General features: G+C 30.8%; 21 protein-coding genes and 1 pseudogene. 3 read left to right on the forward strand and 19 right to left on the reverse strand.

Features of this window, described 5'->3' with window-relative positions; all coding sequences use genetic code 11:
• Window positions 1–86: 86 nt before the first annotated feature.
• From KTC94_RS08850 to KTC94_RS08885, 8 genes are all read right to left on the reverse strand, one after another.
• Window positions 87–539, reverse strand: coding sequence for a DUF134 domain-containing protein (locus KTC94_RS08850; protein WP_165414309.1), 453 nt, complete (start codon window positions 537–539; stop codon window positions 87–89).
• A 254-nt stretch (window positions 540–793) separates the two neighbouring features.
• Complete coding sequence (locus KTC94_RS08855; RefSeq protein WP_220320353.1) at window positions 794–3,274, reverse strand: CoA-disulfide reductase; 2,481 nt, start codon at window positions 3,272–3,274, stop codon at window positions 794–796.
• Window positions 3,275–3,370: 96 nt separating this feature from the next.
• On the reverse strand, window positions 3,371–3,694 hold the full coding sequence (locus tag KTC94_RS08860; protein WP_220320352.1) for a rhodanese-like domain-containing protein: 324 nt from the start codon (window positions 3,692–3,694) through the stop codon (window positions 3,371–3,373).
• A gap of 186 nt (window positions 3,695–3,880) precedes the next feature.
• Window positions 3,881–4,708: a metallophosphoesterase gene (locus tag KTC94_RS08865; RefSeq protein WP_220320351.1), complete on the reverse strand. Its 828-nt coding sequence runs from the start codon at window positions 4,706–4,708 to the stop codon at window positions 3,881–3,883.
• A 142-nt stretch (window positions 4,709–4,850) separates the two neighbouring features.
• Window positions 4,851–7,175, reverse strand: coding sequence for a glycoside hydrolase (locus KTC94_RS08870; RefSeq protein WP_258876447.1), 2,325 nt, complete (start codon window positions 7,173–7,175; stop codon window positions 4,851–4,853).
• A 62-nt stretch (window positions 7,176–7,237) separates the two neighbouring features.
• The gene (locus tag KTC94_RS08875) at window positions 7,238–8,608 is read right to left on the reverse strand and encodes a HAMP domain-containing sensor histidine kinase (RefSeq protein WP_220320350.1); all 1,371 of its coding nucleotides are present in this window, start codon (window positions 8,606–8,608) and stop codon (window positions 7,238–7,240) included.
• Window positions 8,589–9,245, reverse strand: a complete 657-nt coding sequence (locus tag KTC94_RS08880) for a response regulator transcription factor (protein WP_220320349.1) — start codon at window positions 9,243–9,245, stop codon at window positions 8,589–8,591. Before KTC94_RS08880 ends, KTC94_RS08875 begins: the two co-directional genes overlap by 20 nt.
• Before the next feature lie 247 nt (window positions 9,246–9,492).
• Window positions 9,493–9,876 (reverse strand): YmaF family protein, encoded by a 384-nt coding sequence (locus KTC94_RS08885; protein ID WP_220320348.1) that lies wholly within the window; start codon window positions 9,874–9,876, stop codon window positions 9,493–9,495.
• A gap of 185 nt (window positions 9,877–10,061) precedes the next feature.
• On the opposite strand from KTC94_RS08885, the gene KTC94_RS08890 reads away from it, so the two are divergent.
• Window positions 10,062–10,865 carry a polysaccharide deacetylase family protein gene (locus tag KTC94_RS08890; protein WP_220320347.1) on the forward strand — a complete coding sequence of 268 codons (804 nt, stop codon included), beginning with the start codon at window positions 10,062–10,064 and terminating at the stop codon, window positions 10,863–10,865.
• Window positions 10,866–10,964: 99 nt separating this feature from the next.
• Here KTC94_RS08890 and KTC94_RS08895 read toward each other — a convergent pair whose 3' ends face one another.
• The 8 genes and pseudogenes from KTC94_RS08895 to KTC94_RS08930 form a co-directional block, all read right to left on the reverse strand.
• Window positions 10,965–11,633: a YitT family protein gene (locus KTC94_RS08895; protein WP_165414317.1), complete on the reverse strand. Its 669-nt coding sequence runs from the start codon at window positions 11,631–11,633 to the stop codon at window positions 10,965–10,967.
• A 264-nt stretch (window positions 11,634–11,897) separates the two neighbouring features.
• Entirely contained in the window at window positions 11,898–12,293 is a 396-nt protein-coding gene (locus KTC94_RS08900) for a NisI/SpaI family lantibiotic immunity lipoprotein (protein ID WP_220320346.1), read from the reverse strand.
• Window positions 12,294–12,305: 12 nt separating this feature from the next.
• Window positions 12,306–13,049 (reverse strand): lantibiotic immunity ABC transporter MutG family permease subunit, encoded by a 744-nt coding sequence (locus tag KTC94_RS08905; protein ID WP_220320345.1) that lies wholly within the window; start codon window positions 13,047–13,049, stop codon window positions 12,306–12,308.
• Window position 13,050: 1 nt separating this feature from the next.
• Entirely contained in the window at window positions 13,051–13,776 is a 726-nt protein-coding gene (locus tag KTC94_RS08910) for a lantibiotic immunity ABC transporter MutE/EpiE family permease subunit (protein WP_220286984.1), read from the reverse strand.
• Window positions 13,776–14,482, reverse strand: a pseudogene (locus tag KTC94_RS08915) (lantibiotic protection ABC transporter ATP-binding protein). Before KTC94_RS08915 ends, KTC94_RS08910 begins: the two are co-directional and overlap by 1 nt.
• A gap of 335 nt (window positions 14,483–14,817) precedes the next feature.
• A complete protein-coding gene (locus KTC94_RS08920) occupies window positions 14,818–14,961 on the reverse strand; it encodes a hypothetical protein (RefSeq protein WP_220320344.1) in 144 nt (47 codons plus the stop codon).
• Between the two features lie 25 nt (window positions 14,962–14,986).
• Window positions 14,987–16,987 (reverse strand): FtsX-like permease family protein, encoded by a 2,001-nt coding sequence (locus tag KTC94_RS08925; protein WP_220320343.1) that lies wholly within the window; start codon window positions 16,985–16,987, stop codon window positions 14,987–14,989.
• Window positions 16,977–17,750, reverse strand: coding sequence for an ABC transporter ATP-binding protein (locus KTC94_RS08930; protein ID WP_220320342.1), 774 nt, complete (start codon window positions 17,748–17,750; stop codon window positions 16,977–16,979). Before KTC94_RS08930 ends, KTC94_RS08925 begins: the two co-directional genes overlap by 11 nt.
• A gap of 372 nt (window positions 17,751–18,122) precedes the next feature.
• On the opposite strand from KTC94_RS08930, the gene KTC94_RS08935 reads away from it, so the two are divergent.
• Window positions 18,123–18,785 (forward strand): response regulator transcription factor, encoded by a 663-nt coding sequence (locus tag KTC94_RS08935; RefSeq protein WP_216302248.1) that lies wholly within the window; start codon window positions 18,123–18,125, stop codon window positions 18,783–18,785.
• Window positions 18,782–19,792, forward strand: coding sequence for a HAMP domain-containing sensor histidine kinase (locus KTC94_RS08940; protein WP_220286982.1), 1,011 nt, complete (start codon window positions 18,782–18,784; stop codon window positions 19,790–19,792). Before KTC94_RS08935 ends, KTC94_RS08940 begins: the two co-directional genes overlap by 4 nt.
• A 139-nt stretch (window positions 19,793–19,931) precedes the next feature.
• Here the strand turns inward: KTC94_RS08940 and KTC94_RS08945 are convergent, their stop codons facing one another.
• From KTC94_RS08945 to KTC94_RS08955, 3 genes are read right to left on the reverse strand one after another with little or no spacing between them, the layout of a single operon-like run.
• The gene (locus KTC94_RS08945; protein WP_220320341.1) at window positions 19,932–20,294 is read right to left on the reverse strand and encodes a YccF domain-containing protein; all 363 of its coding nucleotides are present in this window, start codon (window positions 20,292–20,294) and stop codon (window positions 19,932–19,934) included.
• Window positions 20,295–20,347: 53 nt separating this feature from the next.
• Window positions 20,348–21,763: a sensor histidine kinase KdpD gene (locus tag KTC94_RS08950; RefSeq protein WP_220320340.1), complete on the reverse strand. Its 1,416-nt coding sequence runs from the start codon at window positions 21,761–21,763 to the stop codon at window positions 20,348–20,350.
• Window positions 21,764–21,765: 2 nt separating this feature from the next.
• Window positions 21,766–22,485 (reverse strand): response regulator transcription factor, encoded by a 720-nt coding sequence (locus KTC94_RS08955; RefSeq protein WP_220320339.1) that lies wholly within the window; start codon window positions 22,483–22,485, stop codon window positions 21,766–21,768.
• Between the last annotated feature and the right edge of the window lie 14 nt (window positions 22,486–22,499).

Genomic DNA, 22,499 nt, shown 5'->3' on the forward strand with positions numbered 1-22,499 from the left:
CATATGCCATTTATATTATAATACTATTATTTATTGTTGTCAAATGCCAATAAACATAGATTTGTTTTAAGTAAAAACTTATAAAACTATTTATCATCTGTTGTCTGTTTATTACATTGTCCATGACAAAAACTGCTTCTTTTATTACAAGTAACTTGCTGCGAAGCACATGATGGACAAATTTTTCTATCTTCCTCATACTTTATTTCATAGGTATAACCGCAGGATGCACATTTGAATTGACATATATTCCTCGTATAGTTTCCACCACTTATATTTATTGCTTTTCCCTCTATTAAAGCTATAGCAATCTTTTTTCGTGCGCTATCAATTATATTTTGAAAAGTTTGTCTTGAAACTAGCATTCTCTTTGCACATTCTTCCTGATTTAGTTCTTCAACATCTTTAAGCCTCATGGCTTCAAACTCTTCAACCTTTATAATTATTTCTTCAATTTCACATTTCCTTCTACCTGCAGGTACAAAGTATGTATATTGCGGTAAATTTTCCACCCTTCTATCCTTAACTGGTCTTGCCATTAATATTCTCCTTATTTCATATACTTTTTTAAGTTCTTAAATGTTCTTAATTGGTGGCATATGCTAATAAATTTTACATCCTTTTGCCATTAATGTCAAACAGCAATATTTAATATATATTTTTTTTCTTAACATGTTGAAGATACAATTAAAATACGAATATTTATAGGTTGAAATTACAATTAGTATAATTAAAAAAAGTATGATCATAAAAATAAAATGTATCTTATATGATAGACACTTTTTATATATTATTAAATAAATAGATTTACATTTGAATCTTCAGTTTGGCCTAGGTAATAACCAACTCCACCAATTTTCACTCCATCAATAAGTTCTTCCTTTGTAATTCCCATAACATCCATGGACATTGAGCAGGCTACCACTTCCACTCCACTATCAATCGCTGATTTTATTAAGTCCTCAAGAGAACTTATATTTTTATTCTTCATTACTGATCGAATCATTTTAGCTCCAATTCCCATCATGTTCATTTGTGAAAGTTTAAGTTTCTTACTTCCTCTTGGCATCATAACTCCAAACATTGAATCTATTAAACCTTTTTTTACAGATACTTTTTCAGGTTTCCGTATGATGTTAAGACCCCAGAAGGTAAATAAAATAGTAACTTTACTCCCCATTGCAACTGCTCCATTTGCGATAATAAATGCCGCAATAGCTTTGTCTAAATCACCACTAAAAACTACCATTGTTTTATTATTTTTTTCCACTATATCTGAGGAACATGATTTATTTATTTTTGTAAGATTATTATTGTTTTTTTTTATAAATGCGTAAACCATACCTTTTTCTTTTCTTAAATCTATTAATTCATTATTTGTTTTATTACACCAAGATTTAATGTCCTCATAAAATCCAGGGTCAGTTGCTGTTACTTTTAATATTTGATCTTCATTTAAATCGTCAATGCTAGCTTTAACTTGAATTAGCGGTCCAGGACAACATAGTCCACAAGCATCGAGAGTTTTATCATAATTATCAACGCTTATAGCCACTTCATCCTTTATAACTTGAGTATCTGGATCTAAACTCTGATTTTTGGGTATATCCCTAATTTCAGCTTTATTTGGTTTAAAATTTAAACTTGAAGCTGATTTATATCCCCCAGTTAAGTTTTTAACCTTAAATTGTTTTTGAGCTAAAATTCTTGCAGCTACGTATCCTCTTAATCCTACCTGACAATACTCAATAATTTCTTTGTTTGTGTCAAGTTCACCAATTCTTTCTCTTAAACTATCTACAGGAATATTTATAGCACCTTCAATATGTCCATTATTAAATTCCATTTCAGTACGAACATCTAATACCGTAACATTTTCTTTATCGTAGTCTATAAACTGATCTGTGGTTAATACATCCATTCTTCCTGCTAACACATTTTCAGCGACAAACCCGGCCATATTTACTGGATCCTTAGCAGATGAGAAAGGTGGTGCATATGAAAGTTCTAACTCAGTTAAATCAGTTACTGTTCCACCAAGTCTAATAACTGTAGCAAGTACATCTATTCTCTTGTCCACTCCATCATAACCTACACCTTGAGCTCCGAGTATTTTACCTTCATCATTAAAAATAAGTTTTAATGTCATTGAAAGAGCTGCTGGATAATAGGAAGCATGACTCGCAGGGTGTACAAATATAACTTTATAAGGGATATTAAGTCTTGTTAAAGTTCTTTCATTATTACCTGTACTTGCAGCTGTTAAACCAAATACCTTTATAATTGAAGTACCCTGAGTTCCCTTATATGTAGTTTTTAAACCAGCTATATTATCGGCTGCTATTCTACCTTGCTTATTTGCAGGACCAGCTAGTGGTATTGCAGTATTTGTTTTATTTATAAAATCTACAACTTCAATAGCATCACCTACTGCAAATACTCCCTCTGCACTAGTTTCCATTTTATTATTTACTAATATATGACCCTTAGCGCCTACTTTAATACCAGCTTCTTTCGCAAATCCAGTATCAGGAAATACGCCTATTGCCAATATAATCATATCAGCGCTTAATTTTGCACCACTATTTAAAGTTATTTCAACACCATCTTCAGTATCTTTAAAGGCTTTAACTCCATCATTCAAAATTATTTCTACACCGTTATCTGAAATTTCTTTTTCGACGGTTACAACAATATCCGTGTCAAAAGGAGCCATTATATGAGGTGCTGCTTCTACTAGAGTAACCTTAAGACCTCTTTCTTTTAAGTTTTCAGCCATTTCCACACCAACATATCCTCCACCAATAACTACCGCACTATTAATACCTTTTTTATCCACATATGTTTTAATGTTATCAGTATCTGGTATATTTCTTAAAGTAAATATTCTTTTATTGTTTATACCTTCTATATTAGGTTTAATTGCTTTTGCTCCTGGTGATAACACTAAATAATCATAACTTTCTTCATAAGTGCCTTTAGCCTTACTATTAACTGTTACAACCTTTTTGCCCGTGTTAATGGAAGTTACCTCACTGTTATTTCTTACATCTATGTTAAATCTAGCTTTCATACTCTCAGGTGTTTGTACTAAAAGCTTATCTCTTTCTTTTATTACCTCACCAATATAATAAGGTAGCCCACAATTTGCAAAAGAAATGTATTCATCTCTCTCAAACATAATTATTTCTGCATTTTCATCTAGTCGTCGTAACCTTGCGGCGGCTGAAGCTCCACCAGCTACGCCACCTACGATTAATATTTTTTTTATCACAAATATCCCCCTCTTATTCTTTTAATTGGCTTACTAACTTTATTATTATTTCATCTTTAATTTTATACTTAACATCATGTGGATATTATCCGAGCATCATCTAGTTAGACCGTATCTCCAAGAAGATATTCCACGACCTAGATGGTAAATATTTTTAAAATCATTGTTTTCCAAAATATCCACTGCTCTCGGGCTTCTTCCACCAGATGCACAATAAACTAGTACCGGCCTATCTTTATACTTATCAAATTCAGCAAGTTTCATAGGAAGAATCTGAACTGGAACAAGTTTTGCTCCTTGAATGTGACCATTATCATATTCCTCTTTAGTTCTAACATCTAAAATAATAAGTTCTTTATCACCACTTATAAGCTTATATGCCTCTTCTGCACTGACATCTTTAACCTTTGAATTAAACATAGTTTAAGCCTCCCTAGAAAATTTATATTTATATATTATTATATCTTAATATTACGTTATAATAATACAATAACATATATAAAATAAAAAGCAATAGAAATTTCAAATTTCACTAAGTATTTATTTTTAACCACTTAATAAAATAAGATACACGAAAGTTGTTCGTGTACCAAACTATTTTAAAAATTAAATTTTCAAGTTAAAAAGAGAAATTTGTGGCATATTAAACAATCTAAATGGCACCTTTGTATTTCCCAGTCCACTATTAACATATATTTTTGCTCCTCTAGTGTTGTCTAATTTATAAAGGCCCTTGGTATATTTTTCTGATAATACATTTTTCTTTAGTGGACCATAAAAAGGAATGTATACTTGTCCACCATGGCTATGTCCACTAAGAACTAAATCAACTGGATAATCACTATATTTGTCTACTAAATCTGGTTCATGTAACAATAATAAATTTACAGACTTATTGTTAATTCCGTTCATTGTTTTATCTACACTATGATTTCCCATTAACCCATCATCTGCTCCAAAAATTTTTATATGCTTATCCTTAAACACAATGCTTGCCCCATCATTTTTCAAAACATTAAATCCACCTTTATTCATTATCTCCTCATAGTATCTAACAGCCCCTCCACCATAGTCGTGATTACCATATATAGCATATTTACCTGTTTTACATTTTATTTGTTTAACAACCTCTGCTATATTGTCAATCTCATTATATGTTGAAGCATTATCTATTAGATCACCTGTAAATACCACTATATCGGCATCTAATCCATTAATTTTTTGGACAACCTTCTCTAGCTGATTTAAGTTATAAAACTCTCCAAGATGTATATCCGTAATTTGCACTACCTTTAGCTTTTCATCCCCATTTTTATTAATTGTAACATTATGCCTTTTTACAATTAATAAATTTCTCTCTATACAAGTTGTGTATACTCCTAACAAGCTTACAAATAATATTATCCAAATAGTAATTTTTCTTCTCACTTTCATTTTTTATCATATCCTTTATCCTTAGTTTTAAACTATTCTAACCTTAATATAACCCTTCTATGTTACATTAAGGTTACATATCTTTATCGTTTATCCAAAAAAACAGCTTATAAATATAATTTATAAGCTAGAGCTTAGTCCTTTAGGGGGTATATTTAATTTTATTGTTTCCATCAAATATAATAAGAGATTTTGCGGCAATTTTTTCCCCTTCAACATTAACTTCCTTATTAGAAAAGTTAGCTATTACCTTTAAGCACTCTCCATATTTAGTCATTTGGACTAATCTATCCTTTGATAAAATCTTAAAATCTGTCATTTCCTTAGTAATTGCCTTTTTACTAAAATCAGACCATACCTTTGTATGTTTTACAATAACGGCTTTATTCTTATTCCATTCATTTTTATCAATATGATAAAGTGGTGGTACATTATATAAAACCTCATATAGCATTCTATTTTCTACTTCATCTTTTATTTTTAATGTACCCCAGCCCCACCAATGAGAAGTAATAACTGAATCATTATAAACTAACTTGTATAGTGGAATTGTATATGCGGTATCCATAAATAACTTCTTATACTTATCCTTTATAGGTATCTGCTTTGAAAATAACTCTGGCGCTCCTCCATTACTTGAATAATATCCTCCCACATAATATTTACTATCCTTATTTTTACTCATATCCTTATCCATCCATGAAAAAGATGGTGTTTCTATGCCATGAGCAAATGCTATAGATTTGCTTGCAAAATCATTTCCTCCTTCACTTCCAACTACCATATTAAACTGTTTTTGAAGGTATTCCATTCTTTCTATTCTTGCCTTTATATCTCCTGCTTCTGTTGTAGGATGCTCTTTAGAATAATCATCCACCACTTCTCCTGTTGCATCTGTATCTAAAAACCACGAATTAAACTTTAGACCAATCTTTAAAATAGATGAAACTCGCTCCTTTACACTTGGCATAGCAAGTGTTGGATTTAACTTTCTTCCAGCCCCTTGGAACCCCTCTATCTTTTTGCCCTCTTTATTGGTTACAGTAGCATTTTCATAAAGAGATGTATCAGAAAATTTCGCTGTTGACCACTTTTCTTGTCCTGGCTTATGAATTGAATGATAAGAATCATAAGCACCTATTAAATATCCCAATTCATTTGCTTTTTCAACTAATTCCGGCTTTAAAAAGCCTTCTTGAAAGTCGTCTAATCCAACCCACATTTTATCAATACCGGACTTTTTCATATCGTAAAGTACATTAACAGTATTCGCATCTGCCCATTTTTCAATAGGATCTGCTACATCTCCTAAAGATGATTTTAATAAACCTTTATTTAAATCTATTAATTCTACTGGGTTTAATTTATTTATTCCCTTATCTATTAACCCTTTACTTTTTTTATCTAAATTCGTAAACACCTTAGGGTTATAAAACTCCTTTAACTGTATTACAGAATTAAAACCTTTTATAATTCTATTTTTTGTAAATTTATCAAGATACTCTGAAGAATCTAAATCATTAAAAGCAGTAGCGAGCTCTCCACCATCCTCAACCTTTGTTTTTAACAACTCCTGCATCCAAAGTTTTAGATCTTTTGGAATGCTTCCTTTTATCTTATCCAATTTAACATTTTCCTCAGATATTGCCGACCTATCCCAAAAATAAACATGTGGCGCCCCATAAAGCTTTTCAATATTTTTATTATCCTTAGCCTTATCCTCTAGAGATTTAAAGTTACCCTGCTTCACAATAAAATTCTTATAAGTTTTAGCTACATCTACCGGATTATTCTTAGTTAAATAAATTCTAAATCCATAATCCTTGTTTTTATTTATTGAAGGATATTCATGATTAAAAGTAAATTTAATATTTTCTTTAGTATCAAATTTAACTTCATTATTATAAGGATTGTTAATTATATATAATAGCGAATAATTCTTTTTGCTTGCTGCAAAAAACTGCATAGAAAAAGACTCTAAAGTTTTCATTTCATTATCATTTAAATAGTCTTTCCATACTTTATCATCCTTTGGAATATACTTACCCTCATTTAATGGAAGCATATATCCTTCTCCTGTTACTTTTGGCCATGAAAATTTATTTTCACCATCCTTATTACTAGATTTTATAGATACATCTAAATACTTATCTTTCTTTTGAATTTCTACATCAATATTTTTCTTTTTATAACTCCAAGATATTTTATCTCCATTGTCCTTTAAGTTTGATACCTCCGTTTTTTCTAAAGGCTCAGATACTGTTTCCGTGATTCCATTAGATTCTACCGTTATCTTAAAGGTAACAGGTTCTACTTTAAACTTAAAATCTAAATTTTCAACCTTAGTATTCATTTTGTTATTAATCGGATTAACTTTATTATTACTTGAAATAGCTTTATTATTACAACCCGAAAACAATGTTGTTACAGTTATAGCTACTAAAACCAATGATATTCTTTTTTTCAACTAAATCACCTCATAAGTAAAATACTATAGAAGTGTTACGCCAATGTTACAAAAAACTTTATTTAAAATATTATGTAAAATTCAATCTTATTCTGTTTCACATTAAATCCAAAGTCAAGATTATGTTTTTCTAATATTTTTTTCACTATAGATAACCCTAATCCCGTACCAGAAAGTTCCTTACTTCTTGATTTTTCAAGCACATAAAATGGTGTCCATATATTTTCTAAATCTTCTTTACTACTTTCTTCTAATCCATTTTTTATAGAAAACATTGTTTTATTATCTTCTTTGACTATTTCTACTTCTACCTCATTATTATTAGTATACTTTATAGCATTTGTAATTAAATTATTTAATACAATATCAATGCCTTCCTCATCTCCATAAACAATATATTCCTCGTCTTTATTTATATTTGATATAAAATTTATGTTAGCCTCATCTATAAGTAGTTTATATTTTTTTAAAACACTACTAAACTTTCTCTTCAAACTAAAGTTAGCTTTTTTTAATTCTTTTTTTTCAAGCTTTGACAAAAACAAAAGATTTTCTACTAAACTATCCATATGGTCTATTTGCTCATTAATTATTCCCATATATGTCCCATCATCTAAACCATCCTCAATTCCCTGTCCATACGCCTTTATTAAAGCTAATGGAGTTTTAACCTCATGAGCCATATCTGAAATTAAAGTCTTTAACTTTTCATTTTGAAAATTGATTTCTTTATGTGCCTGCTCTAAGCTTTCACTCATGCTATTTATACTTATAGCAAGCTCTTCTATTTCATCATTTGTTTTAATTTCCTCTTTTCTGAAGTTTAAATTAGCAATGTCCTTTGATAATTCTTTTATAAGTTCTAATGGTCTTATTATTTTTCTAGAAAAAAAGCCAACTAAAATTATAATTAAAATCAAAGAAAATATATTTAAATATATATTAAACTTATTTATAATATCTATAGTTTCTCCCATATATGGTAGTGGCATCGCTATAGCAAATATATACTTATCAATCTTTATAAACTTTGTTAATACCTTATATTTTGTTACTCCTTGGTCATATATCTTATTTACACTTTTACTATCTAACTCACTTAAAGTATCTTCCGTAAGCCAAAATTTATTTAGCTTTATTTTATTTGAACTAAATTTAGTTATTAAATCCTCATTAATATTGTTAATGTCTCTACTCACCTCAGAATAAACTATAGTGACATCATTTTTCTTTTCTATTTCTTTTATATTTTTAAAAATATAATCTGTTTTTTTTCTGCTTATTTGCTCAGAAATCTGGTCTAATGCCCTTGTCTTTTTAAACATATAAAATCTATCAATAAAAAATACATTTATCACCATAGAAATTATAGTTGCAAAAATTGTGACTGACGCTATAGACAATGTGAACTTTTTACTTATTTTGATTTTCATCCGCCTCCATACTATAACCAATTCTTCTATAGGTCTTTATACTATCCTCGCCTATTTTCGCTCGGAGTCTTCTTATATGGGTATCCACCGTTCTATGGTCTCCATCATAATCCATTCCCCAAACTAAATCTATTAGCTTATCTCTCGATAAAATAATACCCCTGTTTCTAACAAAAGAAATCAAAAGATCATATTCTATTTTTGTTAATTTTAATATTTCTCCATTATTATATACTCTTTTCTCATCTGTGTTTATTTTTATATTATTAATACTTATCTCATCATCAAAGTTTATAAGCTTTTTCGCCCTTATTAAAAGTATTCTAGGATCAAAAGGCTTTTTTATATATTCATCGGCTCCACAATCTAATGCTTCAATTTCATCCTCATTTTGTGTTCTTGCAGTTAAAATTAATACCTTTGTATTACTATTTTCCTTAATATATTTACAAGCCTCAACTCCACTAACCTTTGGCATCATCCAATCCAAAATTGCTAAATCAATTTTATGTAAATGAAACAAATCTAAGGCTTCCTCTCCATCATTTGCTGTAATTGTGTTAAACCCTTCCTTTTGAAAATAAGCTGAAAGGATTTTTACCATTTGTTTCTCATCATCAGCAATTAGTATATTCAATTAAATCTCCCCTTTAGGCACTAAATATTATAGCTTTCATTTAGATTATACCCAAAGCTAAGTATTTTCTCTATAAATTTATAACTTCTGCTAATTGATATCGTGTTATATTCAAAAAACATAGCAAAGCATTAATAAGGCTGCAATCCTTTAAACTTATTTTAAAGGATTGCAGCCTTGTTATATGGAACAATGTTAGCATTCACTGCCTTTTACAGCAATTCCTTAACTTAACTCAGTTCTTTTATTAAGCTTCTTCAAATATTGGAGCTTCTATAAGTGTAGCAAATATTAATTCATGGCAATGGTCATCAACGACATTAGTTCTAGCCTTTACAAAATGAACATGCCTACCACCGCCAACAGGTATTGCTAAACCTGAAGTTGCTTCAAATTCATGAAAGTGGTCAAAAAAATCTGTTCTTGATTTAACTTTATGCACATGCCCACCTTGAACTGGTATTGCAGGACTTGATACTCCAGCAAATCTATGATTATGAGCATCCTCACTACCTAATTCTGCCAATCTAGTGCTTCCTAAAAATTCATGGTCGTGGAATTGCTTTTCTTTTTTACAACAGTTATCCTCATGCTTTTTTTCACAACCACAGCTATCTTCAACCTTTGACATTAACATCACTCCTTTTTATCTTCAGTTACTATTGTATGTATCTTATTTTAAAAAGGAACTAAATGCAAAAAAATTTCATGCATTTTATTTCCACTAATCTCTATACTCTCCTAAAACAATTTAGGTATAATTTTTTATACATTACAAATAATAATTTGTAATGTAAATCGGTTTAGGAGGTTGATATGTGGAAAAGATTATCTTTCATATTTGTATTAATTTTTTTAATCTCAATCCTTGGATGTTCAATGCCTATACCCATTACAAAAAAAACGTCCACAGTTAATAAACCTTATGGTAAGAGCATCCCCGTCCTAATGTACCACTCAATTACCTCCGGAAAAGGCAATTCCAATTCTCTTCCTATTGAAACGTTTAAGGAGCAAATGAAATATCTAAAAGATAACAGTTACCAGACTATAACGCTTACAGATTTATATAAGTACTTTATGAATCAGGAGCCAATACCTGAAAAATCTGTAGTCCTTACTTTTGATGATGGCTATGAAAATAACTATACTGCTATGTTCCCTGTTCTAAAAGAATATAATTTTAAAGCAGCAATTTTTGTTATTACTTCTCAGATTGATAAAGATCATGAATTTATGACATCCAAACAGCTTTTAGTAATGGATAAATACGGAGTAGATATAGAAAGCCATACCGTAAATCATGATAAGTTAAAATCACTTTCTAAGGATAAGCAACTAGCAACATTAATTCAATCTAAAAAAGATCTAGAAAAAATATTAAAGAAAGAAATAAACTTCTTTGCCTACCCTGGTGGTGCGTACAACAAAAGTGCCATTGAGGCTGTGAACGAAGCTGGTTACAAAATGGCTTTCACCATTGATGGCAAGTCGTCTAGTTGGTCCTCTAAAAATGATGGTCTACTTTCCTTACACAGGGTAGATGTAAGTTCTTTTCAGGACCTGAATGCCTTTAAAACTGGAATTTCTAATGCTGATTATAAATCTTTATTTCAATAAAAACAACCATCTGGGCTCCGGATGGTTGTTTTTATTATTATTTTACCCTGCCATCATTATAGAAAACTTTTCTTTTACTATCCATTAATATAATTAAATTTAAGCTTCCACATATACATTTTCTTCCTCTTTATGTTCAGATTGATTTTTAACAATCGCATTTACTAACTTTTCTCCATATGGAAGGCAAAATTGTATGCATGGACCTGTTAACAATGCAGATATTATTGTACCTATACCAAATACTCCACCGAGTGTAAATCCTGTTATTAAAAAGATAGCATCTAAGCTCATACGAACCCAACGATATTCTAAATTAGTTTTATCTTTTATTATAAATGGAATAATATCATTTGGTGCAACGCCTAGATTACTTGCTGAAAGTATAGAAAATCCAATTGCAATTAGAACACAGCCGAATACAACTAAAAGTATTTTTACACCAATATTTAAAGATTCAATCGGAAAAAATGAAACAGCCTTTACTCCAAGATCCATAATGGGGCCTACTCCCACCACGCATATAATTGTTCCTATATTAATACGCGTTCTTTCAACTAAAAGTATTATACAAACCACTACAAATAAAATAATCATATTGGCACTTCCAGGTGTCTTCTTTAATAAAAATGCTAATCCTTGAGTGAATAAGGTAAACGGATCAGAACCAATATTAGTTTTTAAAAACAAAGCTACCCCGATCTGTATTATACTCATTCCTATAAAAAATAGGATTAGTCTTTTAATTAGATTTAATTTTTTTGTCATGTTTTCCATCCTTTGCCTTATATTTTATAGTTGCTCTCTATAATATTTTCAGATTTTTATTATAAACTACCAAAAAGGTCAATTTTAATTATACAATGATACAAATTTATATACAAGTATATATTATTTATGTAATTGTTTGAAAAATATAGTTATATTAAGTATATTTTGAAATTGTTAAAGAATTAGTTGGCGTTTGTCTACGGTATAACGTAAACGAGCTAAAAAATGAGCATTTCTGCTTCTAGTCTCTCACAATATATTTTATAAATTAGATATTTCTTCTTCATCCGAAAGTGTTGCAATAAACTTTGCATCTTTAGGAAGATTCTTTTTTACATCCTCTATTGTTAATTGGGCAGACGAATCAATTCTTTTTTGCTCAAGTATACAATTATTTTTATCAATAACTGCCACTTTGTCAATAATTCCGTTCCATCCCCCAATTTTAGACCGCTCCAATGAAAGATTTGAAATTTGATAGGTTGTATCCTTGTAACTTATTTGAGTAGCATTTTTAGCATTAACTTTACATACAATTTTATCTTTAATTGCATGGTTCCTGGCTTTGCTAATTATTTTATCTTTTGGAGAACATCCTGTTATTAGCGTACAAAACAAAACTGTGAACAAAGGTATCAATATTTTTTTTATCTTCATAATAATTTCTCCTTACTCATATGACTTTCTTCCTTCCCACTTTCTGAACCAAAATAAACTAGCAACGAAGGCAATACATATTGCAAATAGCATTACAAATAATCCCTTTTGCATATCAAGTGCTATTTCAGCACTGAAAGCAGGATAGTTCAACTTGTTAACCATACTATTGCAAAGTCTCACACTCCATGCCCATGGAACAAAGTGCCATATATAATCACCAAGACCTGTAAGCATAAGAGCAGAAATCAGACTTCCGGAAACTCCGAGCCCTGTAGATGCTCCCTTTCCAAATTGAAGACTAATGAACACATGCAATATATAAAGAAATATGTTTCCTATAATTAATGCTGCACCTGCTTTTAAATAAAATAAGTAGGGCAATACGTGAAATCCAAGTGCAAATACTCCTACAGCAAGTGCAATAGAAAAACTTCCTAATAAAAGTAAAAAAATTAACTTGCTTAAATACGTAGTACATTTTGATTTTGAAGTACATAGCATTACTTGAAAACCTCCAGCTTGCTCTTCCTGCTCAATTACTATCCCACTGATTAATCCTATCAGTAAAGGAAACGCAATGGCCAGCGCATCTAGATACCCTTCTATATCCATAATTGAGTTCTTTGATGTCCCGTAGTAATATAATAAAAACATAAACGCTCCTGCTAGTGGAATAAATAAATGAATCCACAAAATAGAAGTATGTCTTAATTTGTAAAAATCCGATTTTATACATCTAAGTAAAGCAACCATATTAATTAACCTCCTGTTTTGAAAACCAATTAGCGGTAACAATCAATAGCAATGCAAACAGAATAAGAGACAAAATTATCCCAATTGGAATCGCGATTGGATTTAGTAGTGGAGATCCTGTTTCTACCTTAAGTCCATTTGGAAGATATCCAAGAACTGGACACATAATACGAGCTGTCCAGCTATAAGGACAAATCCACCACGTTGATGTTATTGCAGTCAAAGAACTTAACATAATACTACCGCAAACGTTAATCAAAACAGCCCCTATCATTCCCAGTTTCTTTGCTAAAAACATACAAAGTGGAATTTGCCACAAAGATGTAACTGCAATCAAAACAGCTGCGACAAGTGCCCGAAAAAACGGTACAGTGACGGGAAAATAGTAGCCGCCTAAAATAATTCCTACTGACAGAACCATGCAGGATAGAAGCATATAAAACCCATTTACCAAAACTTTTGAAATCCACACTTTTTTTAGTGAAATTGGAAGACCAAATACAGCTCTATACCGTAATTTTTTTTCTTCCCTTTCATTAGTCATCACTGCCATTATTGAAATATATCCTGGTAGTATCATCATGTACCACGAATTAAAGCTATTGGCTTGAAACCATATAACAGATGAAAGTGCAATGAGGAAGGTAACCATAGGTGCAAGAAAAATTATTTTTTTTATAAATGTTCTCTTACATTTTAAATTTTCAGCCTGTAAATATTCGAGCATTATGAAACCATCTCCCTGTTCTTTTTCACAACCTCTGTGAAAAGTACTTCCAAATCTTCTCCAGGATTAATTTTGCCGTTATACCCGAGTACCCCATTGCTGATGATACCAATGTGGTCTGCAATCAATTCAACCTCAGACAATATATGACTGGAGAGGATGACTGTCATTCCTTGAGCTGGGAAAGAACGTATTAACTCACGTAAATCTTGTATTCCAAGAGGATCCAGGCCATTTGTAGGCTCATCCAAAATTAACAATTTGGGTTTATTTAGTAGTGCAATTGCAATTCCAAGCCTTTGCTTCATCCCCATAGAAAATTGTCCTGCCTGCTTATTATTTGTGTTTGTCAAATCAACTGTTTCCAATACTTCCTTAATACGAGAATCAGGAAGCCCTAAAAGAATGGTTCGAACTTTCAGGTTTTCTACCGCCGTCAAATTTTCATAAAGAGGTGGAGATAAATCAAAACCCCTATATTTGAAAGATCATTCCTGCTCCAAGAATGATCATCAAAAATAATTTCTCCTGATGTTGGATGAAGCATTCCCGTAATCATTTTTAATAAAGTTGATTTTCCAGCACCATTTGGTCCCAGCAATCCATAGACAGAATTTTTCTCAATAGACAGCGAAATTTTGTTTACTGCGCGTTGTTTTTTAAAAGTCTTGCAAAGATTTTTTGTTTGTAAAATATAATTATTCATATTCTTATTCATCTTCCTTTCGTTTACTAATAGTTTTATAATATAAGAATTTTATAAAGAGTTCAAAAATTCTTTTTCTACTTTCAATAATTCTGTCATTATAAATACCCCTCGTTAATATTAATTATTTTAAATATGTTTTACACTCTTAGTATACAAAAAAGCAAAATATACCACCATTGCTTCGGCTTACATTTTGCTCTTTCAACTTACATTTTTGTAACATCATAATATTTATTCCATTTTAGAAAATGAATAATTGCCTTGCGCTTTTATCATATTCGTAATCGTCAAATAGCCCCCACCTTAACTTAAGATGAGAGCTATAAATAAATTCATTTGTTTTTCTTATGTTTAATAATCCTCACAACAATAACTATAGCAATGATGACTCCGATTCCTTCAAAGGCTGGCGACCACCATTGAATAGTTTTAATAATTCCTTCAGACACTCCTAAATTCAATAAAAAATTTTCCAAATTCTTCACTCCTCACTATATTTCTTTATTTTATCTTTTGTTCAACAATGATTTGTTTTGCACTTTCGTAAGTTGCAATGAAGTACACGATATACAAAGCGATAATAATTGCAAAACTTACCCCCATATTTAGCCCAATAGACATCTGAAAGAATGACTCCACTTCATTTAGTACGGATCTAGTAACAAACATAGATAAGACCATTGACATAATGAGTGGCACAATAAAGTAAAATCCAATCTGTAGAAACAATGTGCTACGAATCATTTTTCCATCTGCCCCCATATTGGCTAATGTGTGATATCGTTCTTTGTTATCTTGAGTTTCAGTTAATTGTTGCAGTGCGAGTACTGCCAAACAAATTATAATAAGCACAAGACCAAAATAACTACATATGAATGCGACAACCCCAAATGTTCCAAAATAGAAGTCCTGCAGAACATCTTTTGTGGTATAGGTAATGCTTCCACCTACTATTGAATCAGACCATGCTTTAATCATCTGTGCGTTCAATAATTCTTTGTTCTCGTCCGCCTTATAAAGACCGTTTAAAAAATATGTCTCTGGTATTAACTTTGAAACAATTTCATCAGGTACAATAATTGTTCCCGGATCATTTGCGCCTATAGGAGCAAATGCTATAATTGTCTTGTTAAGGGGTTCTGCCCTTTGTGGTGTTAATTCTTGACCAGAAACTGTAATCTTCCCATGATTCTTTAAAAAATGATCTACATAAGGTATTGTGTTCTTATAGGTTGCATTTATAAGATATTGATTTTTAGATAAGCTAATCTGTTTCTCATTTTGAAGAGTCATCTGTTTATTAAACTCCGTCTCTGACATGAAGTTAATTTTAGATTCTGGCATGTCCTTATCCGTAATGGATAATTTTACGACTTGCCCCTCAAATATATCTCCATAGGTATAATCCGTAACATATAGAATGCTCTCACAATAATCCTTCAAATTTTCTTGCAAAATGACTCCATCTTTTTGGGATTTTTCTAGTGGAGTTACTTTATTCTTGCTTATAGGTAACAGAACGGTAACATCATAAGGAATAGATTTTTTCATCAGATTGTTAATTTGACCACTAATACTAAACCCTGAGCTAAGGACTACAAGCGAGCACAAAAGCAATCCACTAATAACTGTGATGACAAGATAATTTGTCTGAAGCTTGCTACCAATTTGTCTAAATAAGAATGTATTTAATCCACGAAAGTACATACGTTTATTTTTTTGAACAAATAATATCATTACACTAGAAGCAGTATAATAAAACAATAGAATACCAACCCCAATAAGCACCATAACTTTGGGTAGAGTTGTTTTGCTAAGTCCAGTACTAAATAGTATGTATATACCTAAAATCATACAAAATGCTGATGTAGCAAATAATAAAAATGAAATCCATTTATTATGAACTCTTAATTTTTGATTCTTTCTGTCTGCTGTTAATAAATCAATTAACTTTAATTTAAAAATCGAACGCGTGTTAACTATCATAACAACCCCAAAAATGATAGCAAAATTAATAATTGTTTCTTTTATAGCATTAACAGACAAAACCAACTGGAATGAAGATACATCTGTTGCAAATAAATTTAATGCTATTAGTGAAAGCCCTTGTGATAAAAGCAAACCTATACCTAATCCAACTATTAAGGAAAAAATACCAACCAAAACAATTTCCCCCACAAAAATAGATGAGATGCTCCACTTGTCCATGCCGAGAGTCATATACATTCCCATTTCTTTTTTTCTTCTTTTCATAATAAATTGATTTGCGTATACTACAACAAAAGCAAGAATCACAGCAATAAATTTTGATAGAATTCCTATATATTGATTCATAGTATCGGTCATCATTTTCATTGCAGAAGATAATTTGCTTAATCCTGGCTGAGATGCTATTGAATTAAATGCATAAAACAAACTAACCGCCAGGGCCAATGTTAAAAAGTAGACCACATAGTCTTTAATACTCCTACGTACATTTTTAAAAACAAGTTTAAAAAACATTATCACTCTCACCTCCTAAAACAGAAACAACTTCCATGATGCTATTAAAGAAGGTTTTTCGATCATGACTGCCTTTATATAACTCATTGAATATTTTCCCATCCTTAATAAAAATGATTCTTTTACAAAAGCTTGCATTATACGCATCATGAGTTACCATAAGAATTGTGGCCTCTTGATTACGATTTAAATCTTCCAAACTTTTTAATAGCATTTTTGCAGATTTACTGTCAAGCGCTCCTGTTGGTTCATCTGCTAAAAGTAAAGATGGATGAGCCACCATAGCACGAGCTGCTGCCACTCTTTGTTGCTGTCCTCCAGACATTTCATAAGGATACTTATTAAGCACTTTCTCTATATTTAAAGCCAAAGCTACATTATCTATTTCTTGTTTCATTTTATTCACAGGACAATGATTAATGGACAATGCTAATGAGATGTTTTCATATGCTGTCAATGTGTCCAATAAATTATAATCTTGAAATATAAATCCCAATTTTTCACGACGAAATTTGGAAAGCTTACTTCCACCTAAAAGAGTGATATCTTCTTCGTCTACATATACATGTCCTGATGTAATAGTATCAATGGTAGAGATACAGTTAAGTAATGTGCTTTTTCCGCTTCCACTAGAACCCATTATTCCCAAAAATTCACCCTTATTAACTTCAAAAGAAATGCCATTTAAGGCATGTGTAACTTTCCCTTTATTCCCATATACTTTTTCAATATCTTTAACTTTTAAAATCGTATTAATATTCATCGTTATCGCTCCTTTTCTCTCTCTTACACTACTTTATCATCTTTCTATTTTTCAAACTATCGATTAACCTTACCGTAGCATTACCATTTTGTAAGGTTAATCATCAATTGCATTGCTGTTAATCATCAATTGCATTGCTGTTAATCATCAATTGCATTGCTGTTAATCATCAATTGCATTGCTGTCAATCATCAACTGCGTTGCTGTAACCAGCACCGTAAGTGATGATTGGGCTATTCTATTCCTTGCCATTATAACGAATATTATGTACAATATACCATATAATTCATTATAATTGTCGTATGTGCAAGGTACTTCAATATAACATCATGGTATCGTTTATTATATTTATATCGAAGAGGAGACTGTAAAATGAAGATATTTATCATAGAGGATGATCCAACAATTTCTAGGGAGCTAAAGAGTTTCCTCTCTAAATATGGTTATGAGTGTTTTGATAGCAATGATTTTGAAAATATTATTGAAATTGTATTACATTCAAAATCTAATTTAATACTTTTGGATTTAAATTTACCTTATCAGGACGGGTTCCACGTATGCCGTGAAATACGCAAACAATCTCCTGTTCCTATCATCGTTGTCACCAGCAGAAACACACCAATAGACGAATTGCTAAGCTTAAACATTGGAGCTGATGATTTCATCACTAAACCTTATAATCTTCAAATATTACTAGCTCATATTCAGTCTGTGTTAAAAAGAACCACCGATAATCCTGAGAGTATCTTACTTAGCCATAAAGACCTAACCGTAGATGTTTTAAAAAGCAAAATGATCTATGATGGCGTGGAAGTAGACTTATCAAAAAATGAGTTAGGTATAATTCGATTGCTCATACTGAATAAGGGCAATATAATTTCAAGGGATGATCTTATGAATGAGCTATGGCAAAATGGGGATTATGTTGATGAAAATACCTTGAATGTCAACATTGCAAGGCTTAGACGGAAACTTAAGTCTTTTGGCTTAACCGATTATTTAATTACAAAACGCGGTCAAGGGTATCAGATATGAGTGTCATAAATTATCTTAAAGAAAAATCAATTCAAATTATTCTTGTTCTTTTATCCTATGTTATTAGCACTGGTATACTATATCTGTTTAATGTTAAAAGTTCTGTTATTATTTTCATTTGTGGTATATTGCTTTTCTGTTATATTTCTGGATTATGCTTTGACTATTACAGAATGAAGCATTTTTACAGCGAACTGCTTTTAATTTTTCAAAATCTTGATGAAAAGACATATATCACTGATATTGTTGAAGCACCGCATTTTTTTAGTGGTCAGGTTTTTTATCAGATTTTGAAAGACTCAACAAAGGTCATGAATGATAATATCGCAAGCTTTAAAATATCACAGCGAAACTATCACGATTATATTGAATTATGGGTGCATGAAATCAAAACACCTATTACGGCAATCAATTTGATTATAGCAAATAACAAATCACCTATATCGCATCAAATACAATCTGAAATTGATCGAATTGAAGGTTATGTTGAGCAAACACTTTACTATGCCAGAAGTAATACGCTTTATGAAGATTATCAGATAGAGACGACTCGTCTCTCATCCATAGTCAATAGCACAATAAAAAGCTGCTCAATGAGTATCATACGAATGAGTGGCAAAATACAAATGAAAGATTTGGAATTAGATGTAACAACTGACCCTAAATGGATTATATTTATTTTGAAACAACTCATTGATAATGCAATCAAGTATCGAAGTGATAAACTAATAATTTCATTTTATACGAGGCAAGTAGTATCAGGCACCATTCTGAATGTTCATGATAACGGCATAGGCATTCCCCCTGAGGATATACCTCGCGTTTTTGATAGGGGATTTACAGGACATCATGGTAGATCATATATGAAATCCACGGGAATGGGACTTTATCTATGTAAAATATTATGCAAAAAATTAGGATTAGATATAACCGTTCAGTTTTCTGAACCTTCTGGAACTACAATGATGATTTTCTTTCCTAATAAGCTGAAAATATTTGACGAGTAGTAACCTTTAGGGGTTCTTCCTCAAAGTATCCTGAGGCCACTGTAGATGTGAAATAAAATACAACTAAAAAATAGATAGAGCATCATAGAATACTATGTGCCTACCTATTTTCTATAAATAATATTGAGCTAATTTATATCTAATGTATTTTCGCTCCAAAAGGTATGAGCCCAAGTTGAGCAAATTTAAAATGCTGAAGCCCAAATGGTATTCCTACAATTGTTATACAAAATATCACACCTGTAATGAGGTGCGCTATGGCAAGTTCCCATCCTAAAAAAATAATCCAGATAACATTAAAAATCAATCCTCCAACACCAAAATTACCAAGCTCTATTTCTTTTTCAAAAGGCCACAATACAAATATTGAAATCTTAAAACATTGAATACCAAACGGTATCCCAATAATTGTAACGCATAAAATTAGACCTGATAAAAACCATGCAATAGCTGAAATGATTCCACCAAATAACAACCAAATAATATTACCTATAAAATTCATTATCCATCTCCATTCTTATTATATTCATAAAAATCTTTAAATCGAATACTTATTTATAAATTGATTTCTATTTCTGTACCACGTCCGAGCTCACTTAGCACCCTAATTTCTCCATCATGTGCTTTTACTATGTCCCTCGCAATAGCCATTCCAAGTCCCGAACCTTCATGTCCTTTTCCGGTATTTGCACCTCTGTAATATCTTTCAAATATAAAGTTTAGTTCTTCCGGCCTTATTCCTTTTCCGTTATCACTTATAACAATTTTTATGTTATCCTTCTTCTCAACCAATACTTTTATATTTACGCCCCCTTTATTATGAACTATTGCATTATATACCAAGTTTTTTATAGTCCTCATTATCAGAATATTATCCACAAAAGCTTCTATAACTTCATTATCACAAATAAAATCAATATCTACATTAGCATTCTTAGGATCGTTTAGTATATCAATTACAGCATTTCGTGCCAAGCTAACCATATTTACTTTTTTCTTATTTAGCTTTAATACCTTATTTTTTAATCTTGTTGTTAAATTCAAATCATCTACAAGCTCTTTTATATAGTTAGACTTACTCTCTATTATTTTTGAATACTGATTTATCTCTTCTTTTGATAAATCATACTCATCACTACTTAAAATTTCAGCATATCCTTTTATAGATACCAGTGGTGTCTTAATATCATGTGACATATTTGAAATCCATTCTTCTCTCATTTGATCAAGTTTTTTTCTTTCTATTTCATTACTTCTAAGAGTTGATGAAAGATTGTTTAAGTTCCTATATACCCCAGTGTATATTCCCTTTTGAGGCAATTTTAAATCATATTTTCCATCCGATAATATTAGAACTCCATTTATTATGTTACTAACAGGTCTAGTTAGTTTTCTTGAGAATAAATATGCAAAAAATAATGCAATTAATGCATCTAATATTAAAATGCTGTAAATATATTTACCTATAATTGCTACAAAATTATTATTCTTAATAGTAATTACTTGTCTTTGAATCTTATCCCGCGGAAATCCTATTATATAACTGTATTTACTTCCTTCTATTTGTTTTTCACCCATGAAAATAGTTGCTAAGGTTTTTTCATCTGCATATTTGTATTGATTAATCAATTCAAAAGGAGTATAACTTTTTTTTATACTATTTGGCTTTTTATAACTATATATTTCACTACTTTGCTCATCTAATATCTGTATCCATATATTGTTATTATCTAAGCTAGATTTTCCATCATTATCTATATATACAGTTTCTTTATTCCCTACAATATATTCACTAAAATTTCTAGTGTAATCCTCTACCCCTAAACTTTCTAATTTCCCCTTTATTAAAGTGCTTTTTGTCTCATTGTTATAAATTATAAAAGAAAAAACTGTAATAATATTTATAATCATTACGATTATAACTACAGAAACCACAGTTGCCATGAATCTTGCCATCAATTTCCATTTCATATCTATTCATCCTTTACAACAAATTTGTACCCAAGACCCTTAATATTAACTATATATTTTGGCATTGAAGGATTATCCTCTATTTTTTCTCTGAGTCTCCTTATGTGAACCATAATTGTATTGTCAAACCCTATATAATCTTCTCCCCAAACCCCACTACAAATTTTTTCCTTGCTAAGAATTTGGTTCGTATTTTTTGCAAAATATGCTACCATCTTAAATTCTTTTGGTTTTAACTCTATTAATTCCCCATTTTTTTTAAGCTCTATCTTTTCCTCATTTAATTCAAAGGGTCCAAAAACTATGATTTTGCACTTCTGCGCAGGCTCTTCACCAATGTAATTATTTCTTCTTAGATGAGCCTTCACCCTATACGCGACCTCTTTTGGACTAAATGGCTTTGTAATATAGTCATCAGCCCCTAAAGCAAATCCTAAAATCCTATCTAGCTCTTCTGTTTTAGCCGACATAAACAAAATTGGTGTTCTAGAAGTGCGTCTTATTTCTTTGCATACTTCATAACCATCTTTATCAGGCATCATTATATCCAAAAGAATAATATCTGGGTTTATTCGTATTACTGCATCTAATGCTTCTTTTGCCGCTGCTGCAGTGTATATATTTTCAAAACCTTCTTTTCTAAGCACAGTAGATAAAAGTCTTAATATATCCTCTTCATCATCAACTATTAATATTTTACTTTTATTAATTGAATTATTCATAATTACCACCTCTT

This window comes from Clostridium sp. CM028 (assembly GCF_030585565.1).
GTDB lineage: Bacteria > Bacillota > Clostridia > Clostridiales > Clostridiaceae > Clostridium_AD > Clostridium_AD estertheticum_B.